The sequence below is a fragment of the Mycobacterium sp. NS-7484 genome, assembly GCF_001953975.1.
Classification (GTDB): Bacteria; Actinomycetota; Actinomycetes; order Mycobacteriales; family Mycobacteriaceae; genus Mycobacterium.
The window spans coordinates 22,906-39,876 of sequence record NZ_MBEJ01000028.1 but is presented as its reverse complement, the minus strand read 5'-3'; the positions used below and the strand labels follow the sequence as shown (position 1 = coordinate 39,876).

General features: G+C 66.1%; 14 protein-coding genes and 2 tRNA genes. 11 read left to right on the top strand and 5 right to left on the bottom strand.

The features are described from left to right. Positions 1-259: 259 nt before the first annotated feature. The 3 genes from A5733_RS06260 to ilvC all read left to right on the top strand — a co-directional run bounded on the left by A5733_RS06260 (position 260) and on the right by ilvC (position 3,704). The gene (locus A5733_RS06260) at positions 260-2,122 is read left to right on the top strand and encodes an acetolactate synthase large subunit (RefSeq protein ID WP_076239489.1); all 1,863 of its coding nucleotides are present in this window, start codon (positions 260-262) and stop codon (positions 2,120-2,122) included. After that, positions 2,122-2,637, top strand: coding sequence for an acetolactate synthase small subunit (ilvN, locus tag A5733_RS06255; RefSeq protein WP_067771528.1), 516 nt, complete (start codon positions 2,122-2,124; stop codon positions 2,635-2,637). The genes A5733_RS06260 and ilvN overlap by 1 nt, the downstream gene beginning before the upstream one ends. A 65-nt stretch (positions 2,638-2,702) precedes the next feature. After that, entirely contained in the window at positions 2,703-3,704 is a 1,002-nt protein-coding gene (gene ilvC / locus A5733_RS06250; protein ID WP_197508326.1) for a ketol-acid reductoisomerase, read from the top strand. A 77-nt stretch (positions 3,705-3,781) separates the two neighbouring features. Here the strand turns inward: ilvC and A5733_RS06245 are convergent, their stop codons facing one another. The 3 genes from A5733_RS06245 to A5733_RS06235 form a co-directional block, all read right to left on the bottom strand. Continuing rightward, positions 3,782-4,147, bottom strand: a complete 366-nt coding sequence (locus A5733_RS06245; RefSeq protein ID WP_142253830.1) for a hypothetical protein — start codon at positions 4,145-4,147, stop codon at positions 3,782-3,784. A gap of 69 nt (positions 4,148-4,216) precedes the next feature. After that, complete coding sequence (wrbA, locus tag A5733_RS06240) at positions 4,217-4,828, bottom strand: NAD(P)H:quinone oxidoreductase (RefSeq protein ID WP_076239487.1); 612 nt, start codon at positions 4,826-4,828, stop codon at positions 4,217-4,219. Next, the gene (locus A5733_RS06235; RefSeq protein WP_076239624.1) at positions 4,825-6,255 is read right to left on the bottom strand and encodes an NAD(P)/FAD-dependent oxidoreductase; all 1,431 of its coding nucleotides are present in this window, start codon (positions 6,253-6,255) and stop codon (positions 4,825-4,827) included. Before A5733_RS06235 ends, wrbA begins: the two co-directional genes overlap by 4 nt. Before the next feature lie 60 nt (positions 6,256-6,315). On the opposite strand from A5733_RS06235, the gene serA reads away from it, so the two are divergent. From serA to A5733_RS06220, 3 genes are all read left to right on the top strand, one after another. Continuing rightward, the gene (gene serA, locus A5733_RS06230) at positions 6,316-7,902 is read left to right on the top strand and encodes a phosphoglycerate dehydrogenase (RefSeq protein WP_067771515.1); all 1,587 of its coding nucleotides are present in this window, start codon (positions 6,316-6,318) and stop codon (positions 7,900-7,902) included. Next, the gene (locus A5733_RS06225) at positions 7,899-8,909 is read left to right on the top strand and encodes a 3-isopropylmalate dehydrogenase (RefSeq protein WP_067771513.1); all 1,011 of its coding nucleotides are present in this window, start codon (positions 7,899-7,901) and stop codon (positions 8,907-8,909) included. The genes serA and A5733_RS06225 overlap by 4 nt, the downstream gene beginning before the upstream one ends. 62 nt (positions 8,910-8,971) lie before the next feature. Next, positions 8,972-9,556 carry a hypothetical protein gene (locus A5733_RS06220; protein ID WP_369830910.1) on the top strand — a complete coding sequence of 195 codons (585 nt, stop codon included), beginning with the start codon at positions 8,972-8,974 and terminating at the stop codon, positions 9,554-9,556. 40 nt (positions 9,557-9,596) lie between these two features. On the opposite strand, the gene A5733_RS06215 is transcribed toward A5733_RS06220, so the two are convergent. Together A5733_RS06215 and A5733_RS06210 are read right to left on the bottom strand one after the other, a co-directional pair. Then, complete coding sequence (locus A5733_RS06215; RefSeq protein WP_142253829.1) at positions 9,597-11,456, bottom strand: hypothetical protein; 1,860 nt, start codon at positions 11,454-11,456, stop codon at positions 9,597-9,599. Positions 11,457-11,741: 285 nt separating this feature from the next. Further along, positions 11,742-12,932 (bottom strand): MFS transporter, encoded by a 1,191-nt coding sequence (locus A5733_RS06210; RefSeq protein WP_067773303.1) that lies wholly within the window; start codon positions 12,930-12,932, stop codon positions 11,742-11,744. An 86-nt stretch (positions 12,933-13,018) separates the two neighbouring features. Here A5733_RS06210 and A5733_RS06205 point away from each other — a divergent pair, with 86 nt between their 5' ends. The 5 genes from A5733_RS06205 to A5733_RS06185 all read left to right on the top strand — a co-directional run bounded on the left by A5733_RS06205 (position 13,019) and on the right by A5733_RS06185 (position 16,863). After that, a complete protein-coding gene (locus A5733_RS06205) occupies positions 13,019-14,197 on the top strand; it encodes a S9 family peptidase (RefSeq protein ID WP_142253828.1) in 1,179 nt (392 codons plus the stop codon). 59 nt (positions 14,198-14,256) lie between these two features. Next, on the top strand, positions 14,257-15,033 hold the full coding sequence (locus tag A5733_RS06200) for a fumarylacetoacetate hydrolase family protein (protein WP_067773304.1): 777 nt from the start codon (positions 14,257-14,259) through the stop codon (positions 15,031-15,033). A 9-nt stretch (positions 15,034-15,042) separates the two neighbouring features. Next, positions 15,043-16,509, top strand: coding sequence for a glutamate--tRNA ligase (gene gltX, locus A5733_RS06195; protein WP_076239485.1), 1,467 nt, complete (start codon positions 15,043-15,045; stop codon positions 16,507-16,509). 138 nt (positions 16,510-16,647) lie between these two features. Then, positions 16,648-16,722, top strand: a tRNA-Gln gene (locus tag A5733_RS06190). Between the two features lie 68 nt (positions 16,723-16,790). After that, positions 16,791-16,863 (top strand) — tRNA-Glu (locus A5733_RS06185). Positions 16,864-16,971 lie beyond the last annotated feature (108 nt).

The window sequence follows — 16,971 nt, the reverse complement described above, 5'->3', positions numbered from 1 at the left end:
GCAGGGGCAATTTGACCTTTAACCTGTACGGCAGCTACCGTCGGGTGCTATGCAGACCCCCGGAATGCTCGTAGTAATTGGTTGGCGCGTTGATGCCGCGCTGGCCCTCTGCCGGGCATAGCCAACCGCATCGACGCGCCACCCTCGAACAGCTACCGGCTGTCGGGGGTTTTTTATTTGCCACAAAGCACGTCGCCACCAGTGAAAAAGTTGAAGACTTTCTGAATAGGAATGTGACGAAGACCGTGAAGAGGACATCGTGAGCGCACCGACAACGCGACCGACAACCCGGTCGGCAAGCGCGCCCGCCAACGGCGCGGCAAAGACCAGATCAGATTCGGCACAGCCCAATCGGGTTGCGCCCCAGCAACTCACCGGCGCGCAGGCCGTCGTGCGGTCGCTGGAAGAGCTCGGCGTGGACGTCGTCTTCGGCATCCCCGGCGGCGCGGTCCTGCCGGTCTACGATCCGCTTTTCGATTCACAGAAGCTGCGCCACGTGTTGGTCCGTCATGAGCAGGGTGCCGGCCACGCGGCCAGCGGCTACGCCCACGCCACCGGCAAGGTCGGCGTGATGATGGCGACCTCGGGTCCCGGCGCCACCAACCTGATCACCCCGCTGGCCGACGCCCAGATGGACTCCATTCCCGTGGTGGCCATCACCGGGCAGGTGGGCCGCAGCCTGATCGGCACCGACGCCTTCCAGGAAGCCGACATCACCGGCATGACCATGCCGATCACCAAGCACAACTTCCTCGTGCGCAACGGTGACGACATCGCGCAGGTGATGGCCGAGGCGTTCCATATCGCACGTTCGGGCCGCCCGGGCGCCGTGCTGGTCGACGTCCCGAAGGACATCCTGCAGGGTCAGTGCACGTTCTCCTGGCCGCCGCAGCTGGACCTGCCCGGCTACAAGCCGAACACCAAACCGCACAGCCGTCAGGTGCGCGAGGCGGCCAAGCTGATCGCCGCGGCACGCAAGCCGGTGCTCTACGTCGGCGGCGGCGTCATCCGCGGTGAGGCCAGTGCCGAACTGCTCGAGTTGGCCGAGCTGACCGGCATCCCCGTCGTCACCACGCTGATGGCCCGCGGCGCGTTCCCCGACAGCCACCAGCAGAACCTCGGGATGCCGGGCATGCACGGCACCGTGGCCGCGGTGGGCGCCCTGCAGCGCAGCGACCTGCTGATCGCCCTGGGCACCCGCTTCGACGACCGGGTGACGGGTCAGCTGTCGTCCTTCGCGCCCGAAGCCAAGGTGATCCACGCCGACATCGACCCCGCCGAGATCGGTAAGAACCGGCATGCCGACGTGCCGATCGTCGGTGACGTCAAGGCCGTCATCGCCGACCTCATCGAGGTGCTGCGCCGTGACGACACCACCAGTGCCACATTGAAATTGGACAGCTGGTGGGAGTACCTGTCCGGTCTCAAGGCGACCTACCCGTTGAGCTACGGCCCGCAGAGTGACGGCAGCCTGAGCCCCGAATATGTGATCGAGAAGCTGGGACAGATCGCCGGCCCGGACGCGGTGTACGTGGCCGGGGTGGGCCAGCACCAGATGTGGGCCGCACAGTTCGTCAAGTACGAGAACCCCAAGACCTGGCTGAACTCGGGTGGCCTGGGCACCATGGGCTTCGCCGTTCCGGCGGCCATGGGTGCCAAGTTCGCCCGGCCCGAGGCCGAGGTGTGGGCCATCGACGGCGACGGCTGCTTCCAGATGACCAATCAGGAGCTGGCCACCTGCGCCATCGAGGGTGCGCCCATCAAGGTGGCGTTGATCAACAACGGCAACCTCGGCATGGTGCGGCAGTGGCAGACCTTGTTCTACGACCAGCGCTACAGCCAGACCGATCTGGCCACGCACTCCCGTCGGATTCCCGACTTCGTCAAGCTGGCCGAGGCGCTGGGCTGTGTGGGGCTGCGCTGCGAGCGGGCCGAGGACGTCGAGGACGTCATCAACCAGGCCCGCGCGATCAACGACCGCCCGGTGGTCATCGACTTCATCGTCGGTGCCGACGCCCAGGTGTGGCCGATGGTGGCCGCCGGTACCAGCAACGACGAGATCATGGCAGCGCGCGATATCCGGCCGCTGTTCGATGAGGACGACAACGAGGGGCATGCCTGATGAGCAGTAACACCACCCCCACCCACACCCTGTCGGTGCTGGTCGAGGACAAACCCGGCGTGCTGGCCCGGGTGGCCTCGCTGTTCTCTCGCCGCGGCTACAACATCCAGTCGCTGGCGGTCGGTGCCACCGAGCACAAGCACATGTCACGCATGACGATCGTGGTCAGCGTCGAGGAATCACCGCTCGAGCAGATCACCAAGCAGCTCAACAAGCTGATCAACGTGATCAAGATCGTCGAGCAGGAGGAGGACAACTCCGTCTCCCGTGAGCTCGCCCTGATCAAGGTGCGCGCCGACGCGAGCAACCGGGGACAGGTCATCGAAGCGGTGAACCTGTTCCGCGCCAAGGTCGTCGACGTTTCGACCGAGTCCCTCACGGTCGAGGCGACCGGTACGCCGGAGAAACTCGAGGCCCTGTTGCGGGTCCTGGAGCCGTACGGTATCCGCGAGATCGCACAGTCGGGCATGGTCTCGGTGTCCCGCGGTCCGCGTGGCATCAGTGCCGTCAAGTAGCGTTATTCGCCGCATAGCGCTGAACAGCTAGGAAGAGAAGGAAGAAGTTTCGCATGGCAGTTGAGATGTTTTACGACGCCGACGCGGACCTGTCGATCATTCAGGGTCGCAAGGTCGCCGTCATCGGCTACGGCAGCCAGGGGCACGCGCATTCGCTTTCGCTGCGCGACTCGGGCGTGCAGGTCAAGGTCGGCCTGAAGGAGGGCTCGAAGAGCCGCGTCAAGGTCGAGGAGCAGGGCCTTGAGGTCGACACCCCGGCCGAGGTGGCCAAGTGGGCCGACGTGATCATGGTGCTCGCCCCTGACACCGCGCAGGCCGAGATCTTCAAGAACGACATCGAGCCCAACCTCGAAGACGGCAACGCGCTGTTCTTCGGCCACGGCCTGAACATTCACTTCGGTCTGATCAAGCCGCCGGCCAACGTCACCGTCGGCATGGTCGCCCCCAAGGGCCCCGGCCACCTGGTGCGTCGTCAGTTCGTCGACGGCAAGGGTGTGCCCTGCCTGATCGCCATCGACCAGGACCCCAAGGGTGAGGGCCAGGCCCTGGCGCTGTCGTACGCGGCGGCCATCGGTGGTGCCCGCGCCGGCGTCATCAAGACTACCTTCAAGGAAGAGACCGAGACCGACCTGTTCGGTGAGCAGGCCGTGCTGTGCGGTGGCACCGAGGAGCTGGTCAAGGCCGGTTTCGAGGTCATGGTCGAGGCGGGCTACGCCCCGGAGATGGCCTACTTCGAGGTGCTGCACGAGCTCAAGCTCATCGTCGACCTCATGTACGAGGGCGGCATCGCCCGCATGAACTACTCGGTGTCCGACACCGCGGAGTTCGGCGGCTACCTGTCGGGCCCGCGGGTCATCGACGCCGACACCAAGAAGCGCATGAAGGACATCCTGACCGACATCCAGGACGGCACCTTCGTCAAGCGCCTCGTCGCCAACGTCGAGGGTGGCAACAAGGAGCTCGAAGGCCTGCGCAAGGCCAACGCCGAGCACCCGATCGAGGTCACCGGCAAGAAGCTGCGCGACCTGATGAGCTGGGTCGACCGGCCGATCACCGAAACGGCTTAGTTTCTGACGACGACTGGCCAGTTATTGCACGCAAGCTTCGAAAAAGCGTGCGATAACTGGCCTTTCGGCGTTTCAGGTCAGGTCGCGCAGCCGATGGGCGCCTGGCCCTGACCGTTCTGGGCGGCCGCACACGCTTCTCTGAACCAGGCGCCGCCCGCGTCCCCGGTCAAGTACCCGCCACCAGCGATGCCGCGCGCGTAGCCGCCACCGGCCGCGCCTTCGCGTGAGAACGCCCCACCGGCGCTGCCCGTGGCATAACCGCCACCGGCGTCGCCGCGTGAAAATGCCCCGCCGCCGCCACCGTTCGCGTAGGCACCACCACCGGGATCACCCGGGGCAGCGAATGCCTGGGCCGGTAGCGACAGCCCGGTGAATGCGAGCGCCCCCGCCGCAGCGATTCCACCGAACAGCATCTTCAGTTGCGTCGTCTTTCGGTGCCTCATCGTCAGCCCCCTGAGCCTGGCCCGAATGGTCAAGCCCCCATTTTACGTGGCGTGCGTCACATCGGCCAGCTATGCGTTCAACCGCGTCGCCACACTGACCACGCGCCGGGCCAGGTGATCCAACGCGTCGTTCGTCGTGTCGTCGAGGTGCTCGATGTTCTCGCGGTTGGCGGTCAGGCTCACGCCGTAGGGATTGCCGTCGGCGAATTTCACCTGATCGGTGTAGCCGGGCGGCACGATGATCCCGCCGAAGTGCATCAGCGACACATACAGGTTCAGCAGCGTCGCCTCCTGACCGCCGTGGGTGGTCTGCGCCGAGGTGAACCCCGCATAGACCTTGTCGGCCAGCTTGCCCTCTGCCCACAGACCGCCCAGTGAATCCATGAACGCGCGGAACTGGGCGGTCGGAGACCCGAAACGGGTGGGGGAGCCGAAGATGACCGCGTCGGCCCACACGATGTCCTCGCCGGTGGCGGTCGGAAGGTCTTTGGTCGCTTGATAATTGGCGGTCCAAGCCGGGTTGTGGGCGAAGGACTCCGGATCCTGGGTTTCGGCGATGTGGCGCAGCCGCACCTCGGCTCCGGCCGATTCCGCGGCGGCGGTTACCCGCCTGGCCATGGTGGTGCCGTGGCCGGTGGCGGAGTAGTAGATGACGGCGACCTTGGGGGCAGAGTTGGTCATGGTGCCAGCTTAGGTAGATCACGGATCCCGAACTCGCGTTTGAGCATGGTGCGGGCGGCGTAGAACCCGGCCATCCCGTGCACCCCGCCTCCCGGTGGGGTGGCCGACGAGCACAGGTAGGCCCGCGGTATCGGCGTGGTCCACGGGTCGAGGCGGGGAGTGGGTCCCAACAGTGCGCTGGCCATGTTGTTGCCGCCGACGCCGATGTCACCGCCGACCAGATTTGCGTTGTGCTCGTCCATCCGGGACGCGGGCACGCTGCGCACCGCGACGACGATGTCACGGAAACCCGGGGCAATTCGCTCGAAGATCTCGGTGACGGTCTCGGCCATGTCCGACGTGGAGTTGTTGGGCACGTGAACGTAGGCCCACAGCGGCCGCCGCCCGGCCTCGTCGATGCGCGACGGGTCGGCAAGGTGGGGGAGCGCCGCCAAGACCATGGGCCACTCAGCGTGGCGTCCCGCGGCGATCTCGCGCTCGGCCAAGGCCATCTGGGCGCGTCCACCACCGAGATGCAGCGTCGGTGCCTGAGCCAGACGTGCATCCCGCCAAGGGATTTCGTCGCTCAACACAAAGTCGACCTTCGCCACGCCGGGGCCATAGGTGTATCGGCTCAAGGCTCGCGCGTAGCGGGCGGGCAGAGACTTGCCATAGATCGACAACAGGGCGGTGGGTGCGGTGTCGTAGAGCACGACGCCGGCGGGCGGCTCGGTGACTTCCTGTCCGAGTATCAGTTCGCCGCCGTGGGCGAGAAGATCGGCGATCAGCGCATCTGGGATCGCCTGGGAGCCGCCGATCGGAATCGGCCACCCCACGGCATGTCCCAACGTCGCCAGCATCAACCCGGCCCCGCCCGAGACCAACGACGGCATCGTGGAAATCGTATGGGCGGCAACGCCGCTGAACAACGCACGGGCGTCGTCGCCCGCCAGGGAGCGCCACAACGGTGTGCCTTGGGCCAGGAGCCGTGGCGCGACGCGTGCCGCCGCACCCAGCGATGGGGGTATCGACCGTTTGTCCCCGAGGATGAGCCCGACGACGCCATCGCAATCGGCGGCCAACGGCCCCAACAGCCGTCGCCATGAGTCGCCGAACTCCAGTTCCGCACAGGTCCGCTCGATATCGCGGTACCCGATGGCCGCCGGTCGGTCCGGCAACGGGTTGGCATAGGCGATCTCGGGCACGGCCAGCTTCACACCGCGGGCGGTCAGGTCGTAGGCGGCGAAAAACGGGGACGCCAACGCCAACGGATGCACCGCAGAACAGATGTCATGGCTGACCCCGGCGAACTCCGGGTCGGGCAATGTACGGGCGCCGCCACCGGCGGTCGACTGGGCTTCGATCACACGCACGGCAAGTCCGGCCCTGGCGCAGATGACAGCGGCGGACAGACCGTTGGGCCCGCTGCCGACGATTGTGACGTCCACGCCCACCAGTACACCGCACGCGGTTCGGCTGTGGTAGGGCCCACACACTAGGCTGTCCGCGTGAGTCTTCCCGTTGTTTTGATTGCCGACAAGCTCGCGGAATCGACCGTTGCCGCCCTCGGTGACCAGGTAGAGGTCAGGTGGGTCGACGGCCCGGACCGCGAAAAGCTGCTCGCTGCGGTACCGGACGCCGACGCGCTGCTGGTGCGTTCCGCGACGACGGTGGACGCCGAGGTCATCGCCGCGGCCCCCAAACTCAAGATCGTCGCCCGCGCCGGCGTCGGCCTGGACAACGTCGACGTCGACGCTGCGACCGCCCGCGGCGTACTCGTCGTCAACGCGCCGACCTCGAACATTCACAGCGCCGCCGAGCACGCGCTGGCGCTGCTGCTGTCTGCGGCCCGCCAGATCCCGGCCGCCGATGCCACCCTGCGTGAGCACACCTGGAAGCGGTCGTCGTTCTCCGGCGTCGAGATCTTCGACAAGACCGTCGGCGTCGTCGGCCTCGGTCGCATCGGCCAGCTGGTCGCCCAGCGTCTCGCTGCCTTCGGCGCCCACATCGTGGCGTACGACCCCTACGTGTCCCAGGCCCGCGCGGCCCAGCTGGGCATCGAACTGCTGCCGCTGGACGAGCTGCTCGGCCGCGCCGACTTCATTTCGGTGCACCTGCCCAAGACCAAGGAGACGGCCGGTCTGCTCGGCAAGGAGAACCTGGCCAAGACCAAGCCGGGCGTTGTCATCGTCAACGCTGCCCGCGGTGGCCTGATCGATGAACAGGCGCTGGCCGACGCGATCACCAGTGGCCATGTGCGCGCCGCCGGCCTTGACGTGTTCGCCACCGAACCGTGCACCGACAGCCCGCTGTTCGAGCTGCCCCAGGTCGTCGTCACCCCGCATCTGGGCGCGTCGACCGCCGAGGCGCAGGATCGGGCCGGCACCGACGTGGCCGCGAGCGTGAAGCTGGCTCTGGCCGGCGAGTTCGTGCCGGACGCCGTCAACGTCGGCGGCGGAGCCGTCGGTGAAGAGGTGGCGCCCTGGCTGGACCTGGTGCGCAAGCTCGGCCTGCTGGCCGGTGCGCTGTCGGATGCCGCTCCGGTGTCGCTGAGCGTGCAGGCGCGTGGCGAGCTGGCCTCCGAGGACGTGGAGATCCTGAAGCTGTCGGCACTGCGCGGGTTGTTCTCGGCCGTGGTCGACGAGCAGGTGACGTTCGTCAACGCTCCGACGTTGGCCGCCGAGCGTGGCGTGACCGCCGAGATCAGCACCGCGACCGAGAGCCCCAACCACCGCAGCGTGGTCGACGTGCGCGTGGTGCACGCCGACGGTTCGGCGATCAACGTGGCCGGCACGCTGTCCGGGCCGCAGCTGGTGGAGAAGATCGTCCAGATCAACGGTCGCAACTTCGATTTGCGCGCCGAGGGGTACAACCTCATCGTCCACTACAACGATCAGCCGGGCGCCCTCGGCAAGATCGGCACCCTGCTGGGTGGGGCGAACGTCAACATCCTGGCCGCACAGTTGAGTCAGGACGTCGAGGGTGACAGCGCCATCGTGATGCTGCGCCTGGATACCGATGTGCCCGAGGATGTGCGTTCCGCGCTCGCCGCCGCGGTCGACGCCACGACGCTGGAAGTGGTTGACCTGTCATGAAACTCGCCGTAATCGCCGGTGACGGCATCGGACCCGAGGTCATCGCCGAGGCGCTCAAGGTGCTCGATGCGGTGCTGCCCGGCGTGGACCGCACCGAATACGACCTGGGCGCGCGGCGCTACCACGCGACCGGCGAACTGCTCACCACCGAGACCATCGAGGAACTGCGCGGGTACGACGCGATCCTGCTCGGCGCCATCGGTGACCCGTCGGTGCCCAGTGGTGTCCTCGAGCGTGGCCTGCTCCTCAAGCTGCGGTTCGCCCTCGATCACCATGTGAACCTGCGGCCGGGTCGGCTGTATCCCGGTGTCAGCAGCCCACTCTCGGGTGTCACCGACATCGACTTCGTCGTGGTGCGTGAAGGTACCGAGGGTCCCTACACCGGCAATGGTGGCGCGCTGCGTGTCGGCACGCCGCACGAGGTGGCCACCGAGGTCAGCGTCAACACCGCGTTCGGTGTCGAGCGGGTGGTGCGGGATGCGTTCGCTCGCGCGCAGTCCCGCCGCAAGCATCTGACCCTGGTGCACAAGACCAACGTGCTGACCTTCGCCGGCTCGCTGTGGTCGCGTGTTGTGGCCGAGGTGGGCGCGGAGTATCCCGACGTCGAGGTGGCCTATCAGCACATCGACGCCGCGACCATCCACATGGTCACCGATCCCGGCCGGTTCGATGTGATCGTCACCGACAACCTGTTCGGCGACATCATCACCGATCTGTCGGCCGCGGTGTGCGGCGGCATCGGGCTGGCGGCCAGCGGCAATATCGACGCCACCCGGACCAATCCGTCGATGTTCGAACCCGTCCACGGCAGTGCACCCGACATCGCGGGGCAGGGGATCGCCGATCCGACCGCCGCCGTGATGAGCGTGGCGCTGCTGCTCGGCCACATCGGTGAGACCGATGCGGCGGCCCGGGTCGACAAGGCGGTGTCCGAGCACCTCGCGACCCGTGGGGACGCCAAACTGTCCACCTCGCAGGTCGGCGAGCGGATCCTGTCGCTGCTGTAGTTCTTTGTGAGTCTGCGCGCCGACTCGATCGCCTACCAGCCGAGTGCCCAGCGAGGTTCGCCGTGATTGACCGGTTCGCCACGCTGACCCGTCAGTGCTGGCTGTTCGCGATCGGGTCGGCGTTCTTCGCGGTCGCCACCATGCCCGGGTTCCCGATGGTGGCCGGCGCAGGTACGACAAATGTGCTGTGCTTCCTCGGCTCCTGGTTCTTCACGACGGCGGCGTGGATGCAGCTGGTGTTGGCTGACCGCGGGGCCGGATGGTGGTCGGCCGCCACTCAATTCGCCGGCACCCTGCTGTTCAACGTGAGTACCGGGGCGTCGGTGTGGGCGCACGCCGTTCTGGCCGAGCGCCGGTTCGTGTGGGTACCCGACGCCACCGGGTCCTTGGCGTTTCTGATCAGTGGGGTGCTGGCGGTGGCAGCCGTCGGCCTGTGGTCACCGAAATCGGTTGACTGGCAAGCGAGCTGGGTCAACCTGGCCGGGTGTGTGGCGTTCGGGATTTCGGCCCTTGCGGCATTTGTTCGCAAGACCGGGGTGACCGTCGACGAAAGGCTGGCCAACTTCGGCACATTCGTTGGTGCACTGTGCTTTCTGGTGGCGGCATTGATGTTGCGGCCACGGTCTGCGGCATCGACTCTGCCCTGAGGGCGTGGGCTACTCACACTTTTGTGCCCTGGCTGCAGTCTCAGTGCGGGTTGGCCATCCAACTCCGGTGTTTGATGGCCGCTTTGCGGGCTTGTTTGGCCAGTGACCGGTCGGGCAGGTGTCGTCCCAGGACATCGAGTACCTGTGCGGTCTCGGGTGCGGGATGACGCCAAAAGGACTCCAGCATTCGAAGGGGGTCGTGGCCCTGCATGAATTGTTCACAGAGCAGGTCAGGGTGATCGACAAGCTGAGACATGATGTCGACCATGATCGTCGGGGTGATGAAGCTACCGACTGCATCACCGGTGGCGAGGCCGTGGTCGAGTAGCCAGATGGCGGCGTGTCCGGCCGCCGGTGTGTCGAGTAACTGCCGCATGTAAGGCTCGCCCACTTCGACGTCGAACATCCCCAGCAGGCGCAATCCGACGAGCCGAGACGTTGCATCCTCGGCTTCCGCGGCCATCGCCGCTACCAGTGCCGCACGTTCGGATGGCGGCACTGACGGCTTCCACGCGGCCAGCACATCTGAATGTTGTTCTGAGGGGATCGAATTCAAGGCTTCAAGAAGCTCGGGCAAGGTCATTTCGGTCAGATCGTCGGCCCTTCGGAGCCGGAGACCGGCGGCGGCCAGATAATCCGGCAGAATCTGGCGGCCGAATGCAGTCACAGAGACTATGCCGTCAGACCAGACCCGGTGTCCGTAGGGGTTCACCGATTCGGTTCTTTCGGTCCACTCCACCGCGCCAGTCATGTCCAGCATCGCCAGGATGTCGCTGAGGTCGTCGGCGAGGTGGTCGCTTGAAATGTAGTAGTTGATCTCCTCGGCATCGAACTCGCTGAGCACCACCCGCGCGTTGAGGTCGACGATGTCGTCGAAGTGCGCGTGCGAGCTCGCGGGGATCAGACCGGCGAGCCAGTGCACCACGCCTTCATCGAGCAGCTGGTGCAGTCGACCGTAGAATGAGATTCCCCGACGCGTTGACGACAGCACACCGGCCTCAAGCACAATCTGGAAAAGCGTGGTGGCCTTGGCAACCGGTGACTTTCGGGACCACGCTTGGACGGGGACAAGTCGATTCTTCACATGGCGCGTTGCGCCGGCTTCCTCGGCGAGCGCGAGCAGGTAGGCCAGGTGCCGCAGAGTTTCCGTCGACTTTGTCTTGAAGGTCTTGTCGCCGATTTTTGGGTCGATTTGGTCTCCGGTGTCGAGGAGCTCGACCAGTGCGCGTCCATCGGCAAGCTTCAGGTTTCCCTTGGGGGTCAGCGCCTTGCCCGTGTCGCCGAGATAGTCACAAAGGGCTTGGACCTTGGCCGGTAACGCCGCAGCCGACGCCACGGACACTACGTCGGCCTCGGTGGGCGGAATATAGACAAACGGCAGGTCGACCGGTGCCGGTTGTTCTATCAGGTGGTCGGTGCGGGCTCGGCGCTCATCGAGGGGCAGGGCATTGTGTTCGTCGATGCGCTGCTGCATGGCTGCCAGCAGTTCCTGCTCTGTCATGGATTCGGCGCCTTCGATCCCGACGAACAGCGCTTTGGCCATCCCGTAATTGCTGGGATCGGCCATCTTCGCGCGCATGGCGTCGGCCATGCCATTGGTGTCCCGCGCCAGCCGGCGTCCCGCGTCGGGACCACCACGGAGCTTGTGGGTGTGGCCGAGGAACAGGATGAATTCGACGAGAGCGTCGCATACCTCCCACGAGTCGTCGGCGGGCAAGCTCAGGTGGCGGGGGCACCATTCCAACAGAAACGTGCGGACGGTGCCCTCGTCGAGGCTCGTCAACGGCGCGGGCGCTCGCCACTCCAGGAATGCCTGTGTATGCCGTATGGCAGTGGACACGTTGCGGTTGCCACTCTCGGTGAGCCAATCCTCGAACTCGCCAAGCAGTTCGTCCGTCATGTCGGTCATCGTGGCACGCGGCTCCGACAATCGGCGGCAAGGAAAAGACAGCTGCGGGTGGCGTCCGGACGTCGGCCGGTGCGACCGAGCCGTTGCAGGAACGATGCGACGGTGCGGATCGAGGTCGCCGACGTCGATCCCGAGTTCCCGCGTGGAGATGGCGACGGTGTTGCGGGCTTCGGCGAAGTGGTATCGCCGGTGATATCAGGTTTTCAGAGTGGGTAATGTCCGCTCACCGGATGCTGTAGTGATGCGTGTGACTCGGAGGCCGGAGACGTCAGCGCCTCAGCGCTCGTCACGCACCGGATCCGCCGGCACCAGCGGCACCGCCAACAACGGCAACAACGCACACACCGCGAAGGCCGCCGGGTAACCGGCCACGCCGATCAACGCCCCGAAAAGCGGTGCCGAACTGGCGGTGGCGAGATGCTGGCTGGTGTTCTGTGTCCCCAGCGCGCGTCCGCTCCAGAACGGGCCGGCGATCTCGGCGATCGCCGTGAACGCCAAACCGTTGTCGGACACCGTGATCACCGAGGCGATCACGATCAACGCGACACTGATCGGTGAGCCCAGCCAGTCGGTGAGCGCCAGGAGCGCCATCGTCGCTGCGGCCGCCAGCGCGATGGTGCGGATGGGCCGAAGCCGTTGGCCCACCACATCAGACCATCGGCCCGCGGCTATTCGGCCGGCCGCGCCGAGCAATTGGGCGACGGTGACCAAGGTGCCTGCGGAGGCAGCGGACCAGCCGCGGTCGCTCATCAGCCACACCAGGGTGAATGTCCACACCATGCCTTGGGGAACCACCAGCAGCACCGACACGGCGTGGATGCGCCACAACACGTTCGAGCCCCGATACGGATTGGCCAGGTGCTCGGCAGGTGCTTCGTGGCGGGGTGGCCGTGGCGGATCCAGCACGCCGACAGCACACATCACCGCCGAGACAAGGCACACGATCGCCGGGAAGAGCAACGCCGTCGTCACCCCGTGTGACTCGGCGAGCCGCGGAATGACCAACGCGCCCAAACCGACTCCCAGAGGCGTTGCCGTCTGCCGGATTCCCATCGCCAGCCCACGCTGTTCCGGCGGAAACCAGCCGACCACGACCCGCCCGCTGGCCGAATTGCTACTGGCCGCGGCCATTCCGCCCAGGAGCAGGAAGGCGCCCACCGCCACCAGTGAGTCGGCTGAGGCCGCCGCGAACGCCGCCGCGGCGGTCAACGCCGAGCCGACCGTCAACACGATCCGCTCGCCGAACCGGTCGACGATGTATCCCCAGGCGATGAGGGTGAGCACCAGCCCGAAGCTCGGCATCGACGACAGCAGACCCGCTTTCGCCAGATCCAGACCTCGCTCGGAATGCAGGGTGGGGATGAGGAATGCCGCTCCGTTGATGAATACGTTGGCGCATGTGGTCGCGGTGAGTGCGAGCGCCAACATCGACCAACGGCGGAACGTGCCGATCGATGAAACGGGCATGACTGCATGGTTTCATGGATGTCCCAAGATATTGAACTCGAATTCCATTATGTGAGATCCAGTCTCGGTTGCCATAGGCTGTGCCGGTGAAGTTGTGGCTGATAGCAATCGTCTTACTCATATGTGGATTCCTGGCGGCGCCGACCGCAGCAGCGGCGGTGCCGAACTGGTCGGGACTGGATGCCCGCCACTACGACGCGCCGATTCCCCCGGCCGGCACCCTGATCCAGGCGGTGCCGTTGGATCCCGCGCTGTCGGTGCCCGGCGCAGAGCGCGCCTACCGCATCCTGTATTCGACCGTCGATCAACATGATTCGCGCGCCGTGAGCACCGCCGCGGTGTTCGTTCCCCGGGGCGAGGCGCCGGCGGGCGGCTGGCCCACCATCGCATGGGCGCACGGCACCGTCGGGCTCGGCGACGATTGCACCCCCTCCGCGCAACCGCGCAGCGAACGGGATGTCGAGTACCTGACGCACTGGCTCGATCAGGGCTACGCCATCGTCGGCTCCGACTATGCCGGGCTGGGCACACCCGGTCTGATGAGCTATCTCAACAGCGTGGCGACCGCCCACAGCGTCGTCGATTCGGTGATCGCGATGCACGAGATGGACCTACCGTTGTCGCGCAAGTGGGCGATCGTGGGGCAGTCCCAGGGTGGTGGTGCCGCGGTCAACAGTGCCCGCTGGGCCACCGAGTTCAGCCGGGGCACCGGTCTGGACTACCGCGGGGTGGTGGCCACGGGAACGCCGTTCAACGTCGAGAGCGTCGTCAAGCAGGCCGGGCCCGACATGGCGTTGCCGCCGAACCTGGGGCCGGCCGCCAACAGCTACACCGGCTACATCTTGGCCGGCTTGCGCGAGGCACGTCCCGATCTCGACATCAACAGCGTGCTCACCCCGGCGGGCCGTGCCGCCGTCGACAAGGCCGAGGTGTTGTGTAAGCCGGACCTCGACCAGCAGCTCACCGGTATGACCCCGACCGGGTACTTCAGCGCGCCCCTGGCCACCCTGCCCGGTGCGGGGGAAGCGATCGACGCTTACCTGGGCACACCGACCAGCGGTTACGACCGGCCGATCTTCCTCGGCGTCGGGATGCTCGATCATGATGTCCCGCCGAACATGTCGCTGCAGCTCGACGAGCAGCTACGGGCCAACGGTCAAGACGTCACACTCAAGGTCTATCCCGAGGAAGATCACTCCGGCACTGTGCTGGCGTCGATTCCGGACTCCACCCCGTTCCTCGCCGCGGTGTTCGACGGTGACTGACAAAATCTGACAGGAGGCGTCAGCACTGGACGTCAACCGCCGCGCACTACCCTGGACAAATGCGCTTAGGTCGAATCGCCAGTCCGGACGGCGTCGCTTTCGTCAGTGTTGAAGGCGACGGCGCCGACACCGTCTGTAAAGAGATTGCCGAGCATCCCTTCGGCAACCCCAACTTCACGGGACGGAGCTGGCCGCTGGCCGACGTCCGGCTGCTGGCGCCGATCCTCGCCAGCAAGGTCGTCTGCATGGGCAAGAACTACGAGGCCCACGCCGCCGAGATGGGTGCCGTGGCGCCGGAGGATCCGGTGATCTTCCTCAAGCCCAACACGTCGATCATCGGACCCAACGTGCCGATCCAGCTGCCGGCCGACGCCAATCCTGTTCACCACGAGGGCGAACTGGCGATCGTGATCGGGCGGCCATGTAAGGACGTACCTGCCGCGCGAGCCGCCGAGAACATCCTCGGCTACACGATCGCCAACGATGTGTCCGCACGTGACCAGCAGGCCAAAGACGGTCAGTGGATGCGGGCCAAGGGGCACGACACCTTCTGCCCCGTCGGTCCGTGGATCGTCACCGGCCTGGATCCCTCGGATCTGGAAATCCGCACCGAGGTGAACGGGGAAGTGCGCCAGCGCAGCCGGACATCGCTGATGATCCATGACGTCGGTGCCATCGTCGAATGGGTGTCAGCGGTGATGACGCTGCTGCCGGGCGACCTGATCCTCACCGGAACTCCTGAGGGTGTCGGCCCGATCGAGGACGGTGACACGGTCAGCATCACCGTCGAAGGCATCGGCACCCTGACCAATCCCGTTGTACGCAAGCAGAAGTAGAGGTAAGTGATGACATCCCCGTCTGGTCCGGTCAGGGTCCGTTTCTGCCCGTCTCCGACCGGCACCCCGCACGTCGGCCTGGTTCGCACCGCGCTGTTCAACTGGGCGTACGCCCGGCATACCGGCGGCACGTTCGTCTTCCGGATCGAGGACACCGACGCCGCACGCGACAGCGACGAGAGCTACGCCGCGATCCTCGACGCGCTGCGCTGGTTGGGCCTGGATTGGGACGAGGGGCCCGAGGTCGGTGGCCCGTACGAGCCCTACCGGCAGTCGCAGCGTAGTGAGATCTACCGGGATGTGATCGCCCGTCTGCTGGCGGCCGGTGAGGTGTACGAGGCGTACTCGACGCCAGAAGAGGTCGAGGCGCGTCACGTGGCGGCGGGGCGCAATCCCAAACTCGGGTACGACAATTACGATCGCGACCTCACCGACGATCAGCGCGCGGCGTTTGCCGCCGAGGGCCGTAAGCCGGTGTTGCGGTTGCGCATGCCCGACGAAGACCTGTCCTGGAACGATCTGGTGCGCGGGCAGGTCAGCTTCCCGGCCGGCTCGGTCCCGGATTTCGCGATCACTCGCGCCAACGGAGATCCGTTGTACACCTTGGTCAATCCGGTCGACGACGCGCTGATGAAGATCACCCACGTCCTGCGCGGCGAGGACATCATGCCGTCGACACCGCGCCAGATCGCGCTGTACCGGGCACTGATGCGGATCGGGGTGGCCGAGCGGGTCCCCGAATTCGCGCATTTGCCAAGTGTTCTCGGTGAGGGCAACAAGAAGTTGTCCAAGCGCGATCCGCAGTCGAACCTGTTCCTGCACCGCGACCGCGGCTTCCTGCCCGAGGGGCTGCTGAACTACCTGGCGCTGCTCGGTTGGGGCATCGCCGACGATCACGACATCTTCAGTCTCGACGAGATGGTGGCCGCTTTCGACGTGGCCGATGTCAACTCGAATCCGGCGCGGTTCGACCAGAAGAAGGCCGACGCGATCAACGCCGAGCACATCCGGCTGCTGACGCCGGAGGATTTCACCGCCCGATTGCGCGCCTATCTCGATGCGCACGGCCACGACACCGGTCTGGGCGACGCCGCATTCGCCGAAGCCGCCGCGCTGATCCAGACCCGCATCGTGGTTTTGGGTGACGCGTGGGGGCTGCTGAAGTTCTTCGACGACGGCTCGTACGAGATCGACGAGAAGGCGGCGGGCAAGGAGCTGCGCGCGGAGGCCGCGCCGGTCCTGGACGCTGCGCTGAGCGCCCTGGAGGGCGTCGGGGAGTGGAACACCGCGAACATCGAAGCGGCGCTCAAGGCGGCCCTTCTGGACGGCCTGGAGCTCAAGCCCCGTAAGGCGTTCGGGCCGATCCGGGTCGCGGTCACCGGTGCCACGATCAGCCCGCCGCTGTTCGAGTCGATGGAGCTGCTGGGCGCCGATCGCAGCCTGACGCGGTTGCGGGCCGCCCGCGCCGCGATGTGAAGCGCGGCAGGGCCGGGCTTGGTAAAGCGGGCCCAAAATCTTTGGTAGTCTGCTCGTCGGCCCGAAAAGCAAAACGGGGAAGCCCCCGCTGAGCCGATCGGATCGAAATTGCCTTGACCTGCAGTGATGGGCAATTGATGGGGTATGGTGTAATTGGCAACACAGCTGATTCTGGTTCAGCCATTCTAGGTTCGAGTCCTGGTACCCCAGCCATCCGGAGCGGATCAGCCGGATTAGGTGAGTAGGACCGCCTGAGCTATGCTGACCATCCGGAAGTTCTAGCCCCCGTCGTCTAGCGGCCTAGGACGCCGCCCTCTCACGGCGGTAGCGTGGGTTCGAATCCCATCGGGGGTACAGAAGTAGAAGCGCCCAGTTCCGGAGAACTGGGCGCTTCTACGTTGTGTGGGTTTTGGGGTCTGCGCGGTAGTGGAGTGACCGTGGGTGGCGAAGGTCACTCTGGCG